This is a genomic window from Streptomyces sp. NPDC006610 (genome assembly GCF_040611575.1).
Lineage (GTDB): Bacteria > Actinomycetota > Actinomycetes > Streptomycetales > Streptomycetaceae > Streptomyces.
On record NZ_JBEXOP010000026.1, the window covers coordinates 15,065 to 32,612 of the forward strand.

Annotated in this window: 19 protein-coding genes; 12 read left to right on the forward strand and 7 right to left on the reverse strand. The window is 71.6% G+C overall.

What is annotated here, in order from left to right; all coding sequences use genetic code 11:
• Window positions 1-152 precede the first annotated feature (152 nt).
• The gene (gene serB / locus ABZY13_RS21155; protein WP_356632928.1) at window positions 153-1,361 is read left to right on the forward strand and encodes a phosphoserine phosphatase SerB; all 1,209 of its coding nucleotides are present in this window, start codon (window positions 153-155) and stop codon (window positions 1,359-1,361) included.
• Window positions 1,362-1,417: 56 nt separating this feature from the next.
• Here serB and ABZY13_RS21160 read toward each other — a convergent pair whose 3' ends face one another.
• Together ABZY13_RS21160 and ABZY13_RS21165 are read right to left on the reverse strand one after the other, a co-directional pair.
• Complete coding sequence (locus tag ABZY13_RS21160; protein WP_356632930.1) at window positions 1,418-1,936, reverse strand: histidine phosphatase family protein; 519 nt, start codon at window positions 1,934-1,936, stop codon at window positions 1,418-1,420.
• Between the two features lie 65 nt (window positions 1,937-2,001).
• Window positions 2,002-2,208, reverse strand: a complete 207-nt coding sequence (locus ABZY13_RS21165) for a hypothetical protein (protein ID WP_356632932.1) — start codon at window positions 2,206-2,208, stop codon at window positions 2,002-2,004.
• Window positions 2,209-2,570: 362 nt separating this feature from the next.
• Here ABZY13_RS21165 and fabG point away from each other — a divergent pair, with 362 nt between their 5' ends.
• The 3 genes from fabG (at window position 2,571) to ABZY13_RS21180 (ending at window position 4,584) form a co-directional block, all read left to right on the forward strand.
• A complete protein-coding gene (fabG, locus tag ABZY13_RS21170; protein ID WP_356632934.1) occupies window positions 2,571-3,275 on the forward strand; it encodes a 3-oxoacyl-[acyl-carrier-protein] reductase in 705 nt (234 codons plus the stop codon).
• Between the two features lie 5 nt (window positions 3,276-3,280).
• Window positions 3,281-4,048 (forward strand): enoyl-ACP reductase FabI, encoded by a 768-nt coding sequence (gene fabI, locus ABZY13_RS21175; protein ID WP_356632936.1) that lies wholly within the window; start codon window positions 3,281-3,283, stop codon window positions 4,046-4,048.
• A gap of 164 nt (window positions 4,049-4,212) precedes the next feature.
• Window positions 4,213-4,584 carry a hypothetical protein gene (locus ABZY13_RS21180; protein WP_356632938.1) on the forward strand — a complete coding sequence of 124 codons (372 nt, stop codon included), beginning with the start codon at window positions 4,213-4,215 and terminating at the stop codon, window positions 4,582-4,584.
• Here the strand turns inward: ABZY13_RS21180 and ABZY13_RS21185 are convergent.
• Entirely contained in the window at window positions 4,559-5,245 is a 687-nt protein-coding gene (locus ABZY13_RS21185) for a FadR/GntR family transcriptional regulator (protein ID WP_356632940.1), read from the reverse strand. The genes ABZY13_RS21180 and ABZY13_RS21185 overlap by 26 nt on opposite strands.
• Window positions 5,246-5,372: 127 nt before the next feature.
• Between ABZY13_RS21185 and ABZY13_RS21190 the strand changes: the two genes are divergently transcribed.
• The 5 genes from ABZY13_RS21190 to tyrS all read left to right on the forward strand — a co-directional run bounded on the left by ABZY13_RS21190 (window position 5,373) and on the right by tyrS (window position 11,228).
• Complete coding sequence (locus ABZY13_RS21190) at window positions 5,373-6,701, forward strand: MFS transporter (protein WP_356632942.1); 1,329 nt, start codon at window positions 5,373-5,375, stop codon at window positions 6,699-6,701.
• A 45-nt stretch (window positions 6,702-6,746) separates the two neighbouring features.
• On the forward strand, window positions 6,747-6,863 hold the full coding sequence (locus tag ABZY13_RS21195) for an SGM_5486 family transporter-associated protein (protein WP_356632944.1): 117 nt from the start codon (window positions 6,747-6,749) through the stop codon (window positions 6,861-6,863).
• Window positions 6,864-6,974: 111 nt separating this feature from the next.
• Entirely contained in the window at window positions 6,975-8,498 is a 1,524-nt protein-coding gene (locus ABZY13_RS21200; RefSeq protein ID WP_356632946.1) for a TldD/PmbA family protein, read from the forward strand.
• Window positions 8,495-9,889: a metallopeptidase TldD-related protein gene (locus ABZY13_RS21205; protein ID WP_356632948.1), complete on the forward strand. Its 1,395-nt coding sequence runs from the start codon at window positions 8,495-8,497 to the stop codon at window positions 9,887-9,889. The genes ABZY13_RS21200 and ABZY13_RS21205 overlap by 4 nt, the downstream gene beginning before the upstream one ends.
• Window positions 9,890-9,959: 70 nt before the next feature.
• A complete protein-coding gene (gene tyrS, locus ABZY13_RS21210; protein ID WP_356632950.1) occupies window positions 9,960-11,228 on the forward strand; it encodes a tyrosine--tRNA ligase in 1,269 nt (422 codons plus the stop codon).
• Between the two features lie 69 nt (window positions 11,229-11,297).
• Here tyrS and ABZY13_RS21215 read toward each other — a convergent pair whose 3' ends face one another.
• The gene (locus tag ABZY13_RS21215; RefSeq protein ID WP_356632952.1) at window positions 11,298-11,573 is read right to left on the reverse strand and encodes a GlsB/YeaQ/YmgE family stress response membrane protein; all 276 of its coding nucleotides are present in this window, start codon (window positions 11,571-11,573) and stop codon (window positions 11,298-11,300) included.
• A gap of 179 nt (window positions 11,574-11,752) precedes the next feature.
• Between ABZY13_RS21215 and ABZY13_RS21220 the strand changes: the two genes are divergently transcribed.
• On the forward strand, window positions 11,753-12,160 hold the full coding sequence (locus tag ABZY13_RS21220; RefSeq protein WP_356632954.1) for a DUF3099 domain-containing protein: 408 nt from the start codon (window positions 11,753-11,755) through the stop codon (window positions 12,158-12,160).
• A 141-nt stretch (window positions 12,161-12,301) separates the two neighbouring features.
• Entirely contained in the window at window positions 12,302-12,520 is a 219-nt protein-coding gene (locus tag ABZY13_RS21225) for a hypothetical protein (RefSeq protein ID WP_356632956.1), read from the forward strand.
• A gap of 33 nt (window positions 12,521-12,553) precedes the next feature.
• Here ABZY13_RS21225 and moaA read toward each other — a convergent pair whose 3' ends face one another.
• The 3 genes from moaA to ABZY13_RS21240 form a co-directional block, all read right to left on the reverse strand.
• Entirely contained in the window at window positions 12,554-13,543 is a 990-nt protein-coding gene (gene moaA / locus ABZY13_RS21230; RefSeq protein WP_356632958.1) for a GTP 3',8-cyclase MoaA, read from the reverse strand.
• Window positions 13,544-13,717: 174 nt separating this feature from the next.
• Entirely contained in the window at window positions 13,718-15,346 is a 1,629-nt protein-coding gene (locus tag ABZY13_RS21235; RefSeq protein ID WP_356632960.1) for a cation acetate symporter, read from the reverse strand.
• Window positions 15,343-15,699, reverse strand: a complete 357-nt coding sequence (locus tag ABZY13_RS21240; protein ID WP_356632962.1) for a DUF485 domain-containing protein — start codon at window positions 15,697-15,699, stop codon at window positions 15,343-15,345. The genes ABZY13_RS21235 and ABZY13_RS21240 overlap by 4 nt, the downstream gene beginning before the upstream one ends.
• Before the next feature lie 317 nt (window positions 15,700-16,016).
• Between ABZY13_RS21240 and ABZY13_RS21245 the strand changes: the two genes are divergently transcribed.
• Window positions 16,017-17,540: a S8 family serine peptidase gene (locus ABZY13_RS21245; RefSeq protein WP_356632964.1), complete on the forward strand. Its 1,524-nt coding sequence runs from the start codon at window positions 16,017-16,019 to the stop codon at window positions 17,538-17,540.
• Window positions 17,541-17,548: the final 8 nt, after the last annotated feature.

The following is a 17,548-nucleotide window of genomic DNA, read 5'->3' on the forward strand; positions in this document are numbered from 1 at the left end:
CCTCCCGGCGTCGGCGCCCGAGCCCCGCAGCGGTGAACCACGCCGTCGGATGCACGCCACTCGGGCGCCACCCAGTGTTATGCAGTGTTCCGTGTCCGGCAGGCGGACCTCGCGGGCGGCGGGCACTGCGTGCCGGTTACCGTGGGAACACCATGAGCGCTTCGCAGACCTCTGACGTCCCCACTCTCCTTGTGAAGATCTTCGGCAAGGACAGGCCGGGCATCACGGCCGGACTCTTCGACACCCTCGCCGCCTACTCCGTCGACGTGGTCGACATCGAGCAGGTCGTCACCCGTGGCCGGATCGTGCTGTGCGCGCTCGTGACCGAGCCGCCGCGCGGGCAGGAGGGCGATCTGCGGGCCACCGTCCACAGCTGGGCGGAGTCGATGAAGATGCAGGCGGAGATCATCTCCGGCCGCGGCGACAACCGCCCGCGCGGTCTCGGCCGGTCCCTGGTGACCGTCCTCGGACACCCGCTCACCGCGGAGGCGACGGCGTCGATCGCCGGCCGCATCACCCGGGCCGGCGGCAACATCGACCGCATCTTCCGGCTCGCCAAGTACCCGGTGACGGCGGTCGAGTTCGCGGTGTCCGGCGTGGAGACGGAGCCGCTGCGCACCGCCCTGGTGACCGACGCGGCGGCGCTCGGCGTGGACGTCGCGGTCGTCTCGGCGGGCCTGCACCGGCGGGCGCAGCGCCTGGTCGTGATGGACGTGGACTCCACGCTCATCCAGGACGAGGTGATCGAGCTGTTCGCGGCGCACGCCGGCTGCGAGGCCGAGGTCGCCGAGGTGACGGCCGCCGCGATGCGGGGCGAGCTGGACTTCGAGCAGTCGCTGCACGCGCGCGTGGCGCTGCTGAAGGGGCTGGACGTCTCCGTGGTGGACAAGGTGCGCAGCGAGGTGCGGCTGACGCCCGGCGCGCGCACGCTGATTCGCACGCTGAAACGACTCGGCTACCAAGTCGGCGTGGTCTCCGGCGGGTTCACCCAGGTCACCGACGACCTCAAGGAGCGCCTCGGCCTGGACTTCGCGCAGGCCAACACGCTGGAGATCGTCGACGGCAGGCTCACCGGCCGGGTCACCGGCGAGATCGTCGACCGGGCGGGCAAGGCACGGCTGCTGCGCCGGTTCGCGGCCGAGGCGGGCGTGCCCCTGGCCCAGACGGTGGCCATCGGCGACGGCGCGAACGACCTGGACATGCTGAACGCGGCGGGTCTCGGCGTCGCCTTCAATGCCAAGCCGGTGGTGCGGGAGGCCGCGCACACGGCGGTGAACGTGCCGTTCCTGGACACGGTGCTGTATCTGCTGGGCGTCACCCGCGAAGAGGTCGAGGCGGCGGACGCGCACGAGGAGAGCTGACCGGCCGCGTCCCTGAGCGGTCCCGGAGACGAGGACGGCCCGGGGACGCGGCGTCGTCACTCGGACGGGGCCCAGTAGTCGAGCAGGGTGGCGACGCCGGGCTCCAGGGACTTCCAGGGGCCGGTGAAGGACAGCACGGCGAAGGCGGCGGCCGGGAAGCCGCGTCGGGTCATCCGCTCGCGGGGCTCGGGTTCGGCCGAGCCGGACAGCACCTCGGCGAGCCCCTGGATGCCGGGGTTGTGGCCGATGAGCAGGATGTTGTGGACGTCGTCGGCAGTCTCGTTGACCACGGAGATCAGCTCGCCGGGCGAGGCCTCGTAGATCCGCTCCTCGTAGACGGTCTTCGGCCGGTGCGGGAACTCCTGCACGGCCAGTTTCCACGTCTCTCTGGTCCGGGTCGCGGTGGAGCACAGGGCCAGGTCGAAGGGGATCCCGGAGTCGGCCAGCTTGCGCCCGGCGACGGCGGCGTCCATGCGCCCCCGCTCGGCGAGCGGCCGCTCGTGGTCGTTCACCTGGGGCCAGTCGGCCTTCGCATGCCGGAAGAGGACAATCCTGCGGGGTTCTGCGACGCTCATGGGTCCCAGCTTCGCAGAAAACGAGCCATCGGGCGCGGGTAGTTGGCGGGCGGCTCCGCCCGTCCTCAGTGGGCTATGAGCTGCTGGACGCGCTCGACGAGGTGGGCGACGACGGGCTCCTCGCCCGCGGCGTGGGCCTCGGCGGGGTTCATCATCATCGCGAGCAGGACGCCGAAGGCGAGCGCGGGCAGCGCCAGCGCCCACCAGGGCAGACGGATGTCGACGCGGCCCGTGTTCGCCGGGTGGGGGCGGGGGTGGGTGCTGGCCGACATGATGCCTCCGGGGGTCCGTCCTCGAGCGGGTCGTGACCGCCTCCTGCGGCCACGCTTCGAAGGTACGGAACCGGCGGGCGCGAACCCATCCGGTGATCCACCCACTCGACCCTGACCCTGGCCCCCTAGGGGACAGGGGGGCTACCCCCACCCTCCCCGCTCGCGCCGAGGGCGCCTCAAGAGCGCGGCCACGGCGCGGCCCATGCGCGGCCGACTGTAGGAATCCGACAGGTCACCGGGTGCGCCGCTGTCGGTGCCCGAATGTCCCGGGGCGGGGGCCGCCCGATAGGTTCTGGTAGGAAGCCGCCTGTCATCCAGGTGTTCGGGCGGGGGAATCCGACCGCAATCGAAAGGGTGATCCGTTGAGCCGCTCGGTTCTCGTCACCGGAGGCAACCGGGGCATCGGCCTCGCCATCGCCCGCGCTTTCGCCGACACCGGCGACAAGGTCGCGATCACGTACCGCTCGGGTGAGCCGCCGGCCGGCTTTCTCGCGGTCAAGTGCGACATCACCGACTCCGAGCAGGTGGAGCAGGCATACAAGGAGATCGAGGCCGAACACGGCCCGGTCGAGGTGCTGATCGCCAACGCCGGCATCACCAAGGACCAGCTCCTGATGCGCATGTCCGAGGAGGACTTCACCTCGGTCGTCGACACCAACCTCACCGGCACCTTCCGGGTCGTCAAGCGGGCCAACCGTGCCATGCTGCGGGCCAAGAAGGGCCGCGTCGTCCTCATCTCGTCCGTCGTCGGGCTGCTCGGTTCCGCGGGGCAGGCGAACTACGCCGCCTCCAAGGCCGCGATGGTCGGCTTCGCCCGTTCCCTCGCCCGTGAGCTGGGTTCGCGCAACATCACCTTCAACGTCGTCGCGCCGGGCTTCGTCGACACCGACATGACCCAGGCACTGTCCGAGGAGCAGCGCGCGGGCATCGTCGCGCAGGTGCCGCTCGGCCGGTACGCGCGCCCCGAGGAGATCGCCGCGACGGTGCGGTTCCTCGCCTCGGACGACGCCTCGTACATCACTGGAGCCGTCATTCCCGTTGACGGCGGACTGGGAATGGGTCACTGATCACCATGAGCGGAATTCTCGAGGGCAAGCGCGTCCTGATCACCGGTGTGCTGATGGAGTCCTCCATCGCCTTCCACACCGCGAGGCTGGCCCAGGAGCAGGGTGCGGAGATCATCCTGACCGCGTTCCCGCGGCCCACGCTGACCGAGCGCATCGCCAGGAAGCTGCCGAAGCCCACCAAGGTCATCGAGCTGGACGTCACCAACGACGAGCACCTCGGGCGGCTCGCGGACCTGGTCGGCGAGGAGCTGGGCGGCCTGGACGGCGTCGTGCACTCCATCGGCTTCGCCCCGCAGGACGCGCTCGGCGGCAACTTCCTGAACACGCCGTTCGAGTCCGTCGCCACGGCGATGCACGTCTCGGCGTACTCGCTGAAGTCGCTCACGATGGCCTGCCTGCCGCTGATGCAGAACGGCGGTTCGGTCGTCGGCCTGACCTTCGACGCGCAGTACGCGTGGCCGCAGTACGACTGGATGGGCCCGGCCAAGGCGGCGCTGGAGGCCACCAGCCGCTACATGGCCCGTGACCTGGGCAAGCAGAACATCCGCTGCAACCTCGTCTCGGCGGGCCCGATCGGTTCGATGGCCGCGAAGTCCATCCCGGGCTTCGCCGAGCTGGCGTCCGTCTGGGACACCCGCGCCCCGCTGGAGTGGGACCTGAAGGACCCGGAGCCTGCCGGCCGCGGCGTCGTGGCGCTGCTGAGCGACTGGTTCCCGAAGACCACGGGCGAGATCATCCACGTGGACGGCGGTCTGCACGCCATCGGCGCGTAGCGCCCCCGGGTCTCGCGAAACGCCCCGTTCCCCGCCGCGCGCGGGGAACGGGGCGTCGCCCGTTCGGCCCAACCGGCCGAGCGGAGGAGGGGGACAACTGGGCACTCTGGATTACGCGTTCACCCACGCGTCCCTCCCCAGCACGGCCGAGGAGGTCCCCCCTTGTGCGCCTGCTTCGCCAACTGGCCTCAGTGACCGCCGCCGTGGCCCTCACCGCGTCCCTGCCGTACGACGTCCTCGACCACGCGCGCGTACCGGCCGGGATTCCGGCCCGGCCCGCCTCCGCACCCTCCCCGGCGCCGTTCGGCGCCGAATGCGGCACGAGCGTGCGGGGCTCGCGGGTGGTCGCCCGCTGTCACAACCCCTATGTGGACACCGACCGGGTCCGCCTGCACATCGAGTGCGACCGGTGGTGGGACCTCGACACCGACAGCGCGCCCGTGGACGCGGGGCCGGCCACGACGGTACGGCTGACCGGCCGCTGCTGGAAGGAAGTGCGCTCGGCCTGGGTCAGCCACCAGAACCGGGGGAGCTGAACCGGCACAGGAAGGGGTAGCCCGCGGCCACGGCCGCCGCCGTCTCCGCGTCGCCCGCGCGGATGGCGTCCAGCAGCCGGGCGTGCTCCTGGTAGGTCTCCGGCGTCAGCTCGTCGCCGATGTCGTCGCGGAGCCAGTCGCGCAGCACCTCGCCGAGGTCGGCGTACATCTCGGTCATGACGTCGTTGTGCGAGGCGGCCACGACGGCCAGGTGGAAGGTGGCGTCGGCGGTGACGAACTCCTCCCTGTCACCGGACTCCCAGGCCTCCTCCCGCCGTCTCAGCAGGGCGTCGAGCTGTCCGAGGTCCCGTTCGGTGCGCCGTTCGGCGGCCAGCCGCGCCGCGGCCGACTCCAGGGCGGAGCGCAGCTCGGCGATGTGCCGGGGGTCCGCGTCGGCGAACCGGCGGTGCATGACGCCCGCCAGCTCGCTGGTGGCCGCGACGTAGGTGCCGGAGCCCTGGCGGATGTCCAGGAGCCCGTTGTGGGCGAGGGCGCGGACGGCCTCGCGGACCGTGTTGCGGGCGACTCCGAGCTGTTCGACCAGCTCGGTCTCGGTCGGGATGCGGGAGCCGACGGGCCATTCGCCGGAGGTGATCTGGGTGCGCAGCTCGGCGATGACCTGCTCGGACAGGGCCGAGCGGCGGGGGTGACTCAGGGCCATGGCACACCTTTGCACGGACCGGGCGGCCGCCGGCCGCACGGGGGATGGTCACCCAATCATCCCATGATTCTATGATGGCTGACATGGCGAGCAAGGAAACCGTACGAGCCGGATACCCAGGACCCGGATGCTCAGGACCCGGACGTTCGGGACACGGACGCTCGGGACCCGGACACCCAGGACGGACGGATCGCGCGGATCGAGTGCGGCAGGCGGACCGGGCGGCACGGCCGGCAGGGGTCCGGCGCACCGGGCGGCCGGCGCCCCGCGCGCGTGGGCGGCCCGGCTGACCGTCGTCGCCATCGTCCTGGCCGCCCTGAACCTCCGCCCCGCCATCACCAGCCTCGGCGCCCTGCTGGAGGAGGTGAGTGAAGGGCTCGGCATGAGCGGCAGCGTGGCCGGGCTGCTGACCTCGGTGCCGCCGCTGTGCTTCGCCGTCTTCGGCGTCACCGCCCCGCGTCTGGCCCGCCGCTTCGGGGCGGGGGCGGTGGTGTGCGCCGGCATGACGGCCATCGCCGCCGGCCTGCTGGTGCGCCCCTACGCCGGCGGCACGGCCGGCTTCCTCGCCGCCACCGCCCTCGCGCTGGCCGGCATCGCGGTCGCCAACGTCCTGATGCCGGTCATCGTCAAGCGCCGCTTCCCCGACCGGGTCGGCACCATGACCGGCCTCTACTCCATGGCCCTCGCCCTCGGCACCGCGACGGCCGCCGCGGTCACCGTGCCCGTGACCGACGCCCTCGGCGGCGACTGGCGCTCGGGTCTCGCGGTGTGGGCGGGACTCGCCGGGGCCGCCGTGGCGCCGTGGCTGGCGTTCGCACGGGACCGGGAACCGGCCGCCGAGCTGCCGTCCGCGCCCGCGCCCGCGCCCGCCCTGCGGATCACCCGCAGCCGCACCGCCTGGGCTCTTGCGGTGTTCTTCGGCCTCCAGGCCACCGGCGCCTACGTCACCATGGGGTGGATGGCGCAGATCTTCCGGGACGCCGGCGTGCCCGCCGGCACGGCCGGGGTGCTGCTCGCCGTCACCATGGTGATGGGCGTGCCCCTGGCCTTCGTCATCCCGCGGCTGGCCACCCGGCTGCCGCACCAGGGCCCGATCGTGGTGGCGCTGGGCGCCTGCGGGCTCGCCGGGTACGCCGGCCTGTACCTCGCGCCCGCCGGCGGGGCCTGGGCGTGGGCCGTGCTGCTCGGCGTGTCCAACTGCGCCTTCCCGCTGGCCCTGACCATGGTCGGCATGCGGGCCCGGACGGGCGCGGGCGTCGCCCAGCTGTCGGCCTTCGCGCAGAGCGCCGGCTATCTGCTGTCCATCCCCGGTCCGCTCCTGGTGGGCGTGCTCTACCAGCACAGCGGCGGCTGGGGCCTGCCGCTGGCCCTGATGGCCGCGCTGATGATCCCGCAGACGGCCGTGGGCGTCCTGGCCGGCCGGGACCGCACGGTCGAGGACGAGGCGCGCCGCTGACACCCCCGAGGGCCGGCTGCGCGGCGGGGGTGCGAGACTTGCCGTATGCCTGTGCTCGACCCGAACCCCCGCAACGGCCAGAAGAAGATGCTGCTCGTCTTCGGCTCGTTCCTCGCCATCTTCGTGATCATCGCCGTCGTCGCGACGATCGCCGCGCCCTGACCGGCGGGCCGGACCGGTCGATCCCGGATTTTCGGCGGAAGCCCGCCTGCGAGCCATGATTCACTGCCGGTGACGGCCATCGCAGGAGAGCACCTCGAAGGGATCCCACTCGTGCCCCACGAAGTCGATCAGTCATTCCTGGCGCTCCCGCTACGCGCCCTGGCGGACGCCGCGCTGGCACGCGCGCGTGCGCTCGGGGCGGAGCACGCCGACTTCCGGCTGGAGCGGGTGCGCAGCGCGTCCTGGCGGCTGCGGGACGGCAAGCCGTCCGGCTCGTCGGACACCACGGACCTCGGCTACGCGGTCCGCGTCGTCCACGGCGGAACCTGGGGTTTCGCGTCGGGCGTGGACCTGACGATGGACGCGGCGGCACGGGTCGCCTCGCAGGCGGTGGCGATGGCGAAGCTGTCGGCCCAGGTGATCCGGGCGGCCGGGTCCGATGAGCGCGTGGAGCTGGCCGACGAGCCCGTGCACGCGGACAGGACCTGGGTCTCGTCGTACGAGATCGACCCGTTCACGGTGCCGGACGAGGAGAAGTCCGGGCTGCTGGCCGAGTGGAGCGGGCGGCTCCTGGCGGCCGACGGGGTCGACCACGTCGACGCCTCGCTGCTCACCGTGCACGAGAACAAGTTCTACGCCGACACGGCCGGGACGGTGACCACGCAGCAGCGGGTGCGGCTGCATCCGCAGCTGACGGCCGTCTCGGTGGACGACTCCAGCGGCGAGTTCGACTCGATGCGGACCATCGCCCCGCCGGTCGGGCGCGGCTGGGAGTACCTGACGGGCACCGGCTGGGACTGGGACGCGGAGCTGGCCGAGCTGCCGGAGCTGCTCGCCGGGAAGATGCGCGCGCCGAGCGTGGAGCCGGGGCTGTACGACCTGGTGGTCGACCCGTCCAACCTGTGGCTGACCATCCACGAGTCCATCGGGCACGCCACCGAACTCGACCGCGCGCTCGGCTACGAGGCCGCCTACGCGGGCACCTCGTTCGCGACGTTCGACCGGCTCGGCAAGCTGAAATACGGCTCCGAGCTGATGAACGTCACCGGCGACCGCACCGCCGAGCACGGCCTGGCCACCGTCGGCTACGACGACGAGGGCGTCGAGGCGCAGTCGTGGGACCTGGTGAAGGACGGCACGCTGGTCGGCTACCAGCTGGACCGGCGGATCGCGCGGCTCACCGGGTTCGAGCGGTCCAACGGCTGCGCGTTCGCGGACTCCCCCGCGCACGTGCCGGTGCAGCGCATGGCCAACGTCTCACTGCGGCCGGACCCGGCCGGGATGTCGACCGAGGACCTCATCGGAGGCGTCGACCGGGGCATCTACGTGGTCGGCGACCGGTCGTGGTCCATCGACATGCAGCGCTACAACTTCCAGTTCACGGGCCAGCGCTTCTTCCGGATCGAGAACGGCCGGCTCACCGGCCAGCTGCGGGACGTGGCCTACCAGGCGACGACCACCGACTTCTGGGGCTCCATGGCGGCCGTCGGAGGCCCGCAGACGTACGTACTGGGCGGCGCCTTCAACTGCGGCAAGGCCCAGCCGGGCCAGGTCGCGGCCGTCTCGCACGGCTGCCCGTCCGCCCTCTTCAGGGGCGTCAACATTCTGAACACGACGCAGGAGGCCGGTCGATGAGCGTGTCCGCCAACAAGCCGCACGAGATCGTCGAGCGGGCCCTGGAACTGTCCCGGGCGGACGGCTGCGTCGTGATCGCCGACGAGCACTCCACGGCGAATCTGCGCTGGGCCGGCAACGCGCTGACCACCAACGGCGTCACGCGCGGACGCACCCTCACCGTCGTCGCGACCGTCGACGGCAAGGAAGGTACGGCGACCGGCGTGGTGTCACGGTCGGCGGTGACCGTGGACGAGCTGGAGCCGCTGGTGCGGGCCGCCGAGGCCGCCGCGCGCGGTGCGGGGCCCGCCGAGGACGCGCAGCCCCTGGTGACCGGGGCCGGTGCGAGCCCGGACTTCACGGACGCGCCAGCCGAGACGTCGTCCGCCGTGTTCGCCGACTTCGCGCCGGCGCTCGGCGAGGCGTTCGCCCGCGCGCGGGCCGGCGGACGCGAGCTGTACGGGTTCGCCCACCACGAGCTGACCTCCAGCTATCTCGGGACCTCCGCGGGGCTGCGGCTGCGGCACGACCAGCCGAACGGGACGCTGGAGCTGAACGCCAAGTCGCCGGACCGCGCCCGCTCGGCGTGGGCGGGCCGCTCGACCCGTGGCTTCAAGGACGTCGACCCGCTGGCACTGGACGCTGAGCTGGCCGTACGCCTCGGCTGGGCCGAGCGCCGGACCGAGCTGCCGGCCGGGCGGTACGAGACGCTGCTGCCGCCGACCGCGGTGGCGGACCTGCTGATCTACCAGATGTGGTCGGCGTCGGGCCGGGACGCGGTCGAGGGCCGCACCGTGTTCTCCAAGCCGGGCGGCGGCACCCGCGTCGGCGAGCGGCTGACCGAGCTGCCGCTGACCCTGCGCAGCGACCCCGACGAGCCGGGCCTCGAGTGCGCCCCCTTCGTGCTGACGCACTCCTCCGGCGACGACTCCTCGGTGTTCGACAACGGCCTGCCGCTGGCCCCCACCGAGTGGGTCGCCGAGGGAGAGCTGAGGCATCTGCTCACCTCCCGGCACACCGCCGGGCTCACCGGACTGCCGCTCGCGCCGTCCATCGACAACCTGGTCCTCGACGGCGGCGAGGACCGCTCGCTGGCGGACATGGTCGCGGACACGGAGCGCGGGCTGCTGCTCACGTGCCTGTGGTACATCCGCGAGGTCGACCCGGCGACGCTGCTGCTGACGGGCCTGACCCGGGACGGCGTCTACCTGGTGGAGAACGGCGAGGTGACCGGCGAGGTGAACAACTTCCGGTTCAACGAGTCGCCGGTCGGGCTGCTGGGGCGGGCGACCGAGGCGGGGCGCACGGAGAAGACGCTGCCGCGGGAGTGGAGCGACTGGTTCACCCGGGCCGCGATGCCCCCGCTGCGCATCCCGGATTTCAATATGAGTTCTGTCAGCCGGGGCGTATAACCTCGTAGTCGTTCGTGGCCCGGTGTCGCACCGGGCCACCCGAGAGATCATCCAAGGAGACGCGAGAACCGTGACGGACATCGTCGACGAGCTGAAGTGGCGGGGGCTGTTCGCCCTGTCCACCGATGAGGACGCTTTGCGCAAGGCGCTCGCGGACGGTCCCGTCACGTTCTATTGCGGCTTCGACCCGACCGCGCCGTCGCTGCACGTCGGGCATCTGGTGCAGGTGCTGACCGTACGGCGGCTGCAGCAGGCCGGGCACCGGCCGCTGGCCCTGGTCGGCGGCGCGACGGGCCTGATCGGCGACCCCCGCCCGACCGCGGAGCGCACGCTCAACGACCCGGAGACCGTCGCCGGCTGGGTCGACCGGCTGCGCGGCCAGATCGAGCCGTTCCTGTCCTTCGAGGGCGAGAACGCGGCCGTGATGGTCAACAACCTCGACTGGACGCAGAACCTTTCCGCGATCGAGTTCCTGCGCGACATCGGCAAGAACTTCCGCGTCAACAAGATGCTGACGAAGGAGTCGGTCGCCCGGCGGCTGGAGTCCTCCGAGGGCATCAGCTACACGGAGTTCAGCTACCAGCTGCTCCAGGGCATGGACTTCCTGCAGCTCTACCGGCGCTACGGCTGCACGCTCCAGCAGGGCGGCAGCGACCAGTGGGGCAACCTCACGGCCGGCCTCGACCTGATCCACCGGCTGGAGCCGGACGCCACCGTGCACGCGCTGGCGACGCCGCTGATGACGAAGGCGGACGGCACCAAGTTCGGCAAGACCGAGGGCGGCGCCGTCTGGCTCGACCCGGAGATGACGACGCCGTACGCGTTCTACCAGTTCTGGCTGAACGTCGACGACCGGGACATCTCGCGCTACCTGCGGATTCTGTCCTTCAGGTCCCGTGAGGAGCTCGAGGAGCTGGAGAAGCAGACCGAGGAGCGGCCGCAGGCCCGCGCCGCGCAGCGGGCGCTGGCCGAGGAGCTGACGACGCTCGTGCACGGCGCCGACCAGACGGCCGCCGTGATCGCCGCGTCCCGGGCGCTGTTCGGCCAGGGCGAACTGGGCGGTCTCGACGAGCGGACGCTCGCCGCGGCGCTGTCCGAGGTGCCCCACGTCACGGTGGCCGAGCTGGGCCCGGCGGTGGACCTGTTCGCGGAGGTCGGCCTGGTGCCGAGCAAGTCGGCCGCGCGCCGCACGGTGAAGGAGGGCGGCGCCTACGTGAACAACGTCAAGGTCGTCTCCGAGGACGCCGTGCCCGCGCGCGAGGACCTGCTGCACGGCCGCTGGCTGGTGCTGCGCCGGGGCAAGAAGAACCTGGCCGCGGTCGAGGTCGCCGGCGGCTGAGCACCCGTACGCCCGGCGCGGGGGCGGCCGCCGGGGACGGCGTACGCCCCCCGCGCCGTACGGCGTGGCTCAGGCCCGGCGCCGGTTGCCGCGCAGCGCCATGTAGACCATGTCGCCGAGGAACACGATGACGATCGCGGCCACCAGCTGGAAGATGTGCCGGCTCCAGTCGATGCCCGGCGTCTCGTCGACGCCGAATCCCCGGGCCACGGCGTTGCCGACGATGGCGCCCAGGATGCCGAAGATGGTGGTCAGCCAGAGGGGACTGTGCTGTTTGCCCGGGATGACCGCCTTGGCGATCAGGCCCAGCACGAATCCCACGATGATCGCCCACAACCAGCCCATGGCTGCCTCCTCGTCCGGATCTGCGTGAGCATTACGCCCAGTCTCGGCCGGGGCGCCCGGCGCCGCATGCCGGCCTCGGCCGAACGGGGGACGCCCCCGGTCTCCGCGAGCGCGGGGTGGCGGCGTACCGTGGAGGTGTCCGGGGGGAACAGCGCGATGCGGGCGGATGGTGGAAGGCGATGCTGAAGCGGCGCGGCGGCGGGAACGCCCAGGTGTACCGGATCACCGGCGCCCGGCAGGGGCTGCACGACGACGTCCGCGGGCGGGAGCGGCGCTACATCATCTCGATGTCGGTGCGGACCCTCTCGGTGATCCTCGCGGCGGTGCTGTGGAACGTCGAGCGGCATGTCGCGATCGTCGGGCTGGTGCTCGGCATGGTGCTGCCCTATATCGCGGTGGTCGTCGCGAACGCGGGCCGGGAGAACGCGCCGGGGCTGCCGTCGACGTTCGTGACCGTGCCCCATCCGCCGATGATCTCCCCTCCCCCGGCGCCGGGCGGGGACGCGGAGGAACCCGGCGGCGTGGACGACGCGCAGGCCGAGGACCCACTGCGCACAAAGCTCAGGAAAAGCTCAGATCAATCATGACGTTCCGGTGCCCGGCGGACGGTTACCCGTGACATACTTCGTACGCGCTCCGCATCCCCCGTCGGAGCGACGGACCGACGCCGGGCAGCTCCCCCCGTGGCTGCTCGGCGTCGCCCTTTGTACGGACCTGTGAGACGAACCGTGACCGACGAGACCCCCGTGTGCTCCGCCAAGGGCTGCCGCGCCGACGCCGTGTGGGTGCTGGCGTGGAACAACCCGAAGCTGCACACGCCGGAGCGGCGCAAGACCTGGCTGGCCTGCGAGGAGCACCGGGAGCATCTGTCGCAGTTCCTGGGCGTGCGAGGCTTCCTGAAGGACGTCGTCCTGCTCGCTCAGTGGGAGTCCCGACAGGGGTCCTGACCCGCCGCGGACGCGGTGAGCCGCCGATCGCGGTCAGCCGCCGATCGCGGACATCGGCCGGTCCGGCTGGACGAACGAGGGATCGTCCAGGCCCGCGCCGGCCTTCTTGCCCCACATGGCCGCCTTCCACAGGCGGGCGATCTCCTCGTCGGGTGCGCCGGAGCGCAGGGCGGTGCGCAGGTCGGTCTCCTCGGTGGCGAACAGGCAGGTGCGTATCTGCCCGTCGGCGGTGAGGCGGGTGCGGTCGCAGGCCCGGCAGAACGGGCGGGTGACGGAGGCGATGACGCCGACGCGGTGCGGGCCGCCGTCGACCAGCCAGCGTTCTGCGGGGGCGGAGCCGCGGGCCTCGTCGCCCTCGGGCGTGAGGTCGAAGCGGGTGCGCAGGGAGTCGAGGATGTCCCCGGCGGTGATCATGCCGTCGCGCTTCCAGCCGTGCTGGGCGTCGAGGGGCATCTGCTCGATGAACCGCAGTTCGTAGTCGTGCTCGACGGCCCAGGCGAGCAGGTCGGGGGCCTCGTCGTCGTTGAGCCCCGGCATCAGCACGGAGTTGACCTTCACGGGGGTGAGGCCGGCCTCGCGCGCGGCCGTCAGGCCCTCCAGGACGTCCCGGTGGCGGTCGCGGCGGGTGAGGGCCTTGAAGACGTCGGGGCGCAGGGTGTCGAGGGAGACGTTGACGCGGTCCAGGCCCGCCGCCTTCAGGGCCGGGGCGGTGCGCTTGAGGCCGATGCCGTTGGTCGTCAGGGACATCCGGGGCCGCGGCTCCAGGGCGGCGACGCGCTCGACGATGCCGACCAGGCCGGGGCGCAGCAGCGGCTCGCCGCCGGTGAAGCGGACCTCCTCGACGCCGAGCGAGGTGACCGCGATGCCTATCAGGCGGACGATCTCGTCGTCGGTGAGCAGATCCGTCTTGCCCAGCCACTGCAGCCCTTCCTCGGGCATGCAGTACGTGCAGCGCAGGTTGCAGCGGTCGGTCAGCGAGACCCTCAGGTCGGTGGCCACCCGGCCGTAGGTGTCGATGAGCACGGGGCCCACTCCCTCAGCGGATCGCGGAGCACTTCTTCTACGACACCTGCGAGCCTACGCGACCGCACCGACAACGCGGGACGCCCGCATCCCACGGAGAACGGCGCGGCCGCGCCGCGGGAACCCACCAGCAGGCCCCCACGGCGCGGCCGTCGGTACGCGGTGCGACGCGTGTCAGTGCGCTCCGGTGCCGGTCAGGGACCGGACCTCCAGCTCGGCGAACTTCTTGGCGTCGGGCTCCTCCTTCGACAGGACGGTGCCGAGCCAGCCCATCAGGAAGCCGAACGGGATGGAGATGATGCCCGGGTTCTTGAGCGGGAACCAAGCGAAGTCGACGTCCGGGAACATCGCCTTCGGGTCGCCGGAGACGACCGGGGAGAACAGCACCAGGCCGACGGCGACGATGAGGCCGCCGTAGATCGACCACAGCGCGCCCTGGGTGGTGAAGCGCTTCCAGAACAGGCTGTAGAGGATGGTCGGCAGGTTGGCGGAGGCGGCGACCGCGAAGGCCAGCGCGACCAGGCCGGCGACGTTGAGGTCGCGGGCGAGGGCGCCCAGGGCGATGGAGACGACGCCGATGCCGATGGTGGCCAGGCGGGCGGCCCGGACCTCCTCCTTCTCGGTGGCCTGGCCCTTCCTGATGACGTTGGCGTAGATGTCGTGGGCGAACGACGAGGACGAGGCCAGGGTGAGGCCGGCGACCACGGCGAGGATCGTCGCGAAGGCCACCGCGGAGATGGTGGCGAGCAGGATCGCGCCCCACGCGGAGTCGACGCCGCCCAGGTGGAGGGCGAGCAGCGGGGCCGCGGTGTTGCCGGACGGGTTGGACGCGATGATCTCGTCCTGGGAGATCAGCGCGGCGGCGCCGAAGCCGAGGGCGATGGTCATCAGGTAGAAGGCGCCGATGATGCCGATGGCCCAGTTCACCGACTTACGGGCGGCCTTGGCGTTGGGCACGGTGTAGAAGCGGATCAGGATGTGCGGCAGGCCCGCGGTGCCCAGGACCAGGGCGATGCCGAGGGAGATGAAGTCCAGCTTGGAGGTGCCGGTGGCGCCGTACTGGAGTCCGGGCTCCAGGAAGGCGGCGCCCTTGCCGCTGTTCTCGGCGGCCTCGCCGAGCAGGTCGGAGACGTTGAAGTTGAACTTCAGCAGCACCAGGAACGTAATGAGGATCGTGCCGCCGATGAGCAGCACGGCCTTGACCATCTGGACCCAGGTGGTGCCCTTCATGCCGCCGATGGAGACGTACATGATCATCAGGATGCCGACGAGGGCGACGATGAGGATCTTGCCGGCGTCGGAGGTGATGCCGAGCAGCAGGGAGACCAGGACGCCCGCGCCGGCCATCTGGGCGAGCAGATAGAAGATCGACACGACGATGGTGGAGGTGCCGGCCGCGGTGCGCACCGGGCGCTGGCGCATGCGGTAGGCGAGGACGTCGCCCATGGTGTAGCGGCCGGAGTTGCGCAGCGGCTCGGCGACCAGCAGCAGGGCCACCAGCCAGGCGACCAGGAAGCCGATGGAGTAGAGGAAGCCGTCGTAGCCGAAGAGGGCGATGGCGCCCGCGATGCCGAGGAAGGACGCGGCCGACATGTAGTCGCCGGAGACGGCCAGGCCGTTCTGGAAGGCGCTGAAGGAGCGTCCGCCGGCGTAGAAGTCGGCGGCGTCCTTGGTCTGGCGGCCGGCCCAGACGGTGATGAACAGGGTCGCGACGACGAACAGTGCGAACAGGGTGATGATGAGCGGCCGGTGCTCGCTGGCCTCGTTGGCGGCGAGGATCACGGTCTGCTGTGCGGGGCTCATGCGCCGCCCTCCATCCGGGTCTTGATGGCCTCGGCCTTCGGGTCCAGCTCCGCGGCGGCGTGCCGGGAGTACCACCAGGCGATGAGGAACGTGGTGACGAACTGGGCGACGCCGAGGACGAAGGCGACGTTGATGTTGCCGAACAGCTTCGTGCCCATCAAGCCGCCCGCGTAGTTGGACAGCAGCACGTACAGCAGGTACCAGGCGATGAAGCCGACGGTCAGCGGAAAGGCGAAGGAGCGGTAGGAGCGGCGCAGATCACCGAACTCCGCGCTCTCGTGCACCTCGACGAACTCCTCGGGCGAGGGGAGTCGGTGAACTGGTTTCGAGGGGGGCGGTGCGTCGGTGGCCACGGAGTCTCCTCGTACGACGGACAGGGAACGGCTCATACGTCATAGTGATGTGGATCACATGACCGGGCGGTGATGTTAGGCGCTCCGGCGGTGATCCGACAGGGGGCTCGCTCATGCGCGGCCTCCCTGCTCAACGTCACGGCGCGACGCGGGTGCCGGTTCAAGTCGTCCGCAGTCTTTTCGAACTCGCGCCCGGAAGTCATTGCTGGCCAGCAAGTTCGGGGGATAGCTTCGGCGTGCACTGTTCGTCATGCACCTGCCCAAGGCCCATCTGTGCCTCGGGCGGACTCTCGTTTCCCGGATGATGTGGAGACCCCATGGCTCATCTGCGTTCCAGACGTCGGCTCGCGCTCGCCGTGCCCGTCGTGCTGTCGCTGACCGCCTCCCTCGGCTTCCTGCCCGCCGCCGCCTCGGCCGCCCCGCTCGCGGAGACCGGCGCCCGGACGGCGGAGGCGGCGAACCTGGCGTACGTCGTCAACACCAAGGTGGACCGGCGCACGATCGCGTCCGTCGAGAAGGCCGTCGTCGCCGCGGGCGGCACGGTCGTGACGACGTACGACCGCATCGGCGTGATCGTCGCGCACTCGGCGAACCCGGAGTTCGGCGAGGCGATGCGCGCGGTGCGCGGAGTGCAGTCCGCGGGCGCCACGCGCACCTCGCCGCTGGTCGCCCAGGGCACGACGGACATGGGCGCGGCCGACTATCTGACGGACGCGGAGGCCGCGAAGGTCGAGGCCGCCGCCGAGGACGGCGCCGAGCCGCTCGAGGCCGACCAGTGGGACCTGCGGGCCATCGGCGCCGACCGGGCCGCGCGGATCAACCCGGGCAGCTCCAAGGTGACCGTCGCGGTCATCGACACCGGCGTGGACGACACCCACCCGGACCTCGCCCCGAACTTCTCCGCGGGCCAGTCCGCCAACTGCGTGGGCGGCGTCGCGGACACCAGCGAGGGCGCCTGGCGGCCGTACACCGCGAACGACTACCACGGCACGCACGTCGCCGGCGAGATCGCCGCGGCCCGCAACGGCATCGGCGTCGCGGGCGTCGCGCCGGGCGTGAAGGTCTCCAGCATCAAGGTCAGCGACCCCAACGACGGACTCTTCTACCCGGAGAACGTCGTCTGCGCGTTCGTCTTCGCCGCCGACCACGGCGTCGAGATCACGAACAACAGCTACTACGTCGACCCGTGGCTGTACAACTGCATGGACGACCCCGACCAGCGGGCCATCGTCGACGCGGTCAACCGGGCCCAGCTGTACGCGCAGGCCAAGGGCACGCTGCACCTGGCGTCGGCCGGCAACTCCAACCACGACCTGGACGCCGACGCGATCGTCGACGACTCCAGCCCGGACGACTCCACGCCGGTCGAGCGCACGATCGACCCGCACGAGTGCTTCGACGTGCCGACCCAGCTGCCGGGCATCGTCACGGTCAGCGCCACGGGCGTCAGCAACCTCAAGTCGTACTACTCCTCGTACGGCCGCGGCGTCGTCGACGTGGCCGCGCCCGGTGGCGACCGGCTCTACCAGATCCCGGACACGCCGTCGAAGAACGGCCGCATCCTGTCGACCATGCCGAACAACGCGTACGGCTTCCTCCAGGGCACCTCGATGGCGTCGCCGCACGCCGCGGGCGTCGCCGCGCTGCTCAAGTCCGAGCACCCGTGGGCGTCCCCGGCTCAGCTGCAGGCCCTGCTGAAGGCCCAGGCCGACGCGACCGCCTGCCCCGAGTCCTACGACCAGAACGGCGACGGCACGCAGGACGCGGTGTGCAAGGGCGGCACGCGCGCCAACGGCTTCTACGGCGCCGGCATCGTGAACGCGCTGCGCGCGGTGAAGTAACCCACGCG

Bases quoted from the DNA above. Each gene is read 5' to 3' on its own strand.
- serB (WP_356632928.1), top strand. From the start codon at position 153: ATGAGCGCTTCGCAGACCTCTGACGTCCCCACTCTCCTTGTGAAGATC.
- ABZY13_RS21160 (WP_356632930.1), bottom strand. From the start codon at position 1,936: ATGAGCGTCGCAGAACCCCGCAGGATTGTCCTCTTCCGGCATGCGAAG.
- ABZY13_RS21165 (WP_356632932.1), bottom strand. From the start codon at position 2,208: ATGTCGGCCAGCACCCACCCCCGCCCCCACCCGGCGAACACGGGCCGC.
- fabI (WP_356632936.1), top strand. From the start codon at position 3,281: ATGAGCGGAATTCTCGAGGGCAAGCGCGTCCTGATCACCGGTGTGCTG.
- ABZY13_RS21185 (WP_356632940.1), bottom strand. From the start codon at position 5,245: ATGGCCCTGAGTCACCCCCGCCGCTCGGCCCTGTCCGAGCAGGTCATC.
- ABZY13_RS21190 (WP_356632942.1), top strand. From the start codon at position 5,373: ATGCTCAGGACCCGGACGTTCGGGACACGGACGCTCGGGACCCGGACA.
- ABZY13_RS21195 (WP_356632944.1), top strand. From the start codon at position 6,747: ATGCCTGTGCTCGACCCGAACCCCCGCAACGGCCAGAAGAAGATGCTG.
- ABZY13_RS21205 (WP_356632948.1), top strand. From the start codon at position 8,495: ATGAGCGTGTCCGCCAACAAGCCGCACGAGATCGTCGAGCGGGCCCTG.
- ABZY13_RS21215 (WP_356632952.1), bottom strand. From the start codon at position 11,573: ATGGGCTGGTTGTGGGCGATCATCGTGGGATTCGTGCTGGGCCTGATC.
- ABZY13_RS21220 (WP_356632954.1), top strand. From the start codon at position 11,753: ATGCTGAAGCGGCGCGGCGGCGGGAACGCCCAGGTGTACCGGATCACC.
- ABZY13_RS21235 (WP_356632960.1), bottom strand. From the start codon at position 15,346: ATGAGCCCCGCACAGCAGACCGTGATCCTCGCCGCCAACGAGGCCAGC.
- ABZY13_RS21245 (WP_356632964.1), top strand. From the start codon at position 16,017: ATGGCTCATCTGCGTTCCAGACGTCGGCTCGCGCTCGCCGTGCCCGTC.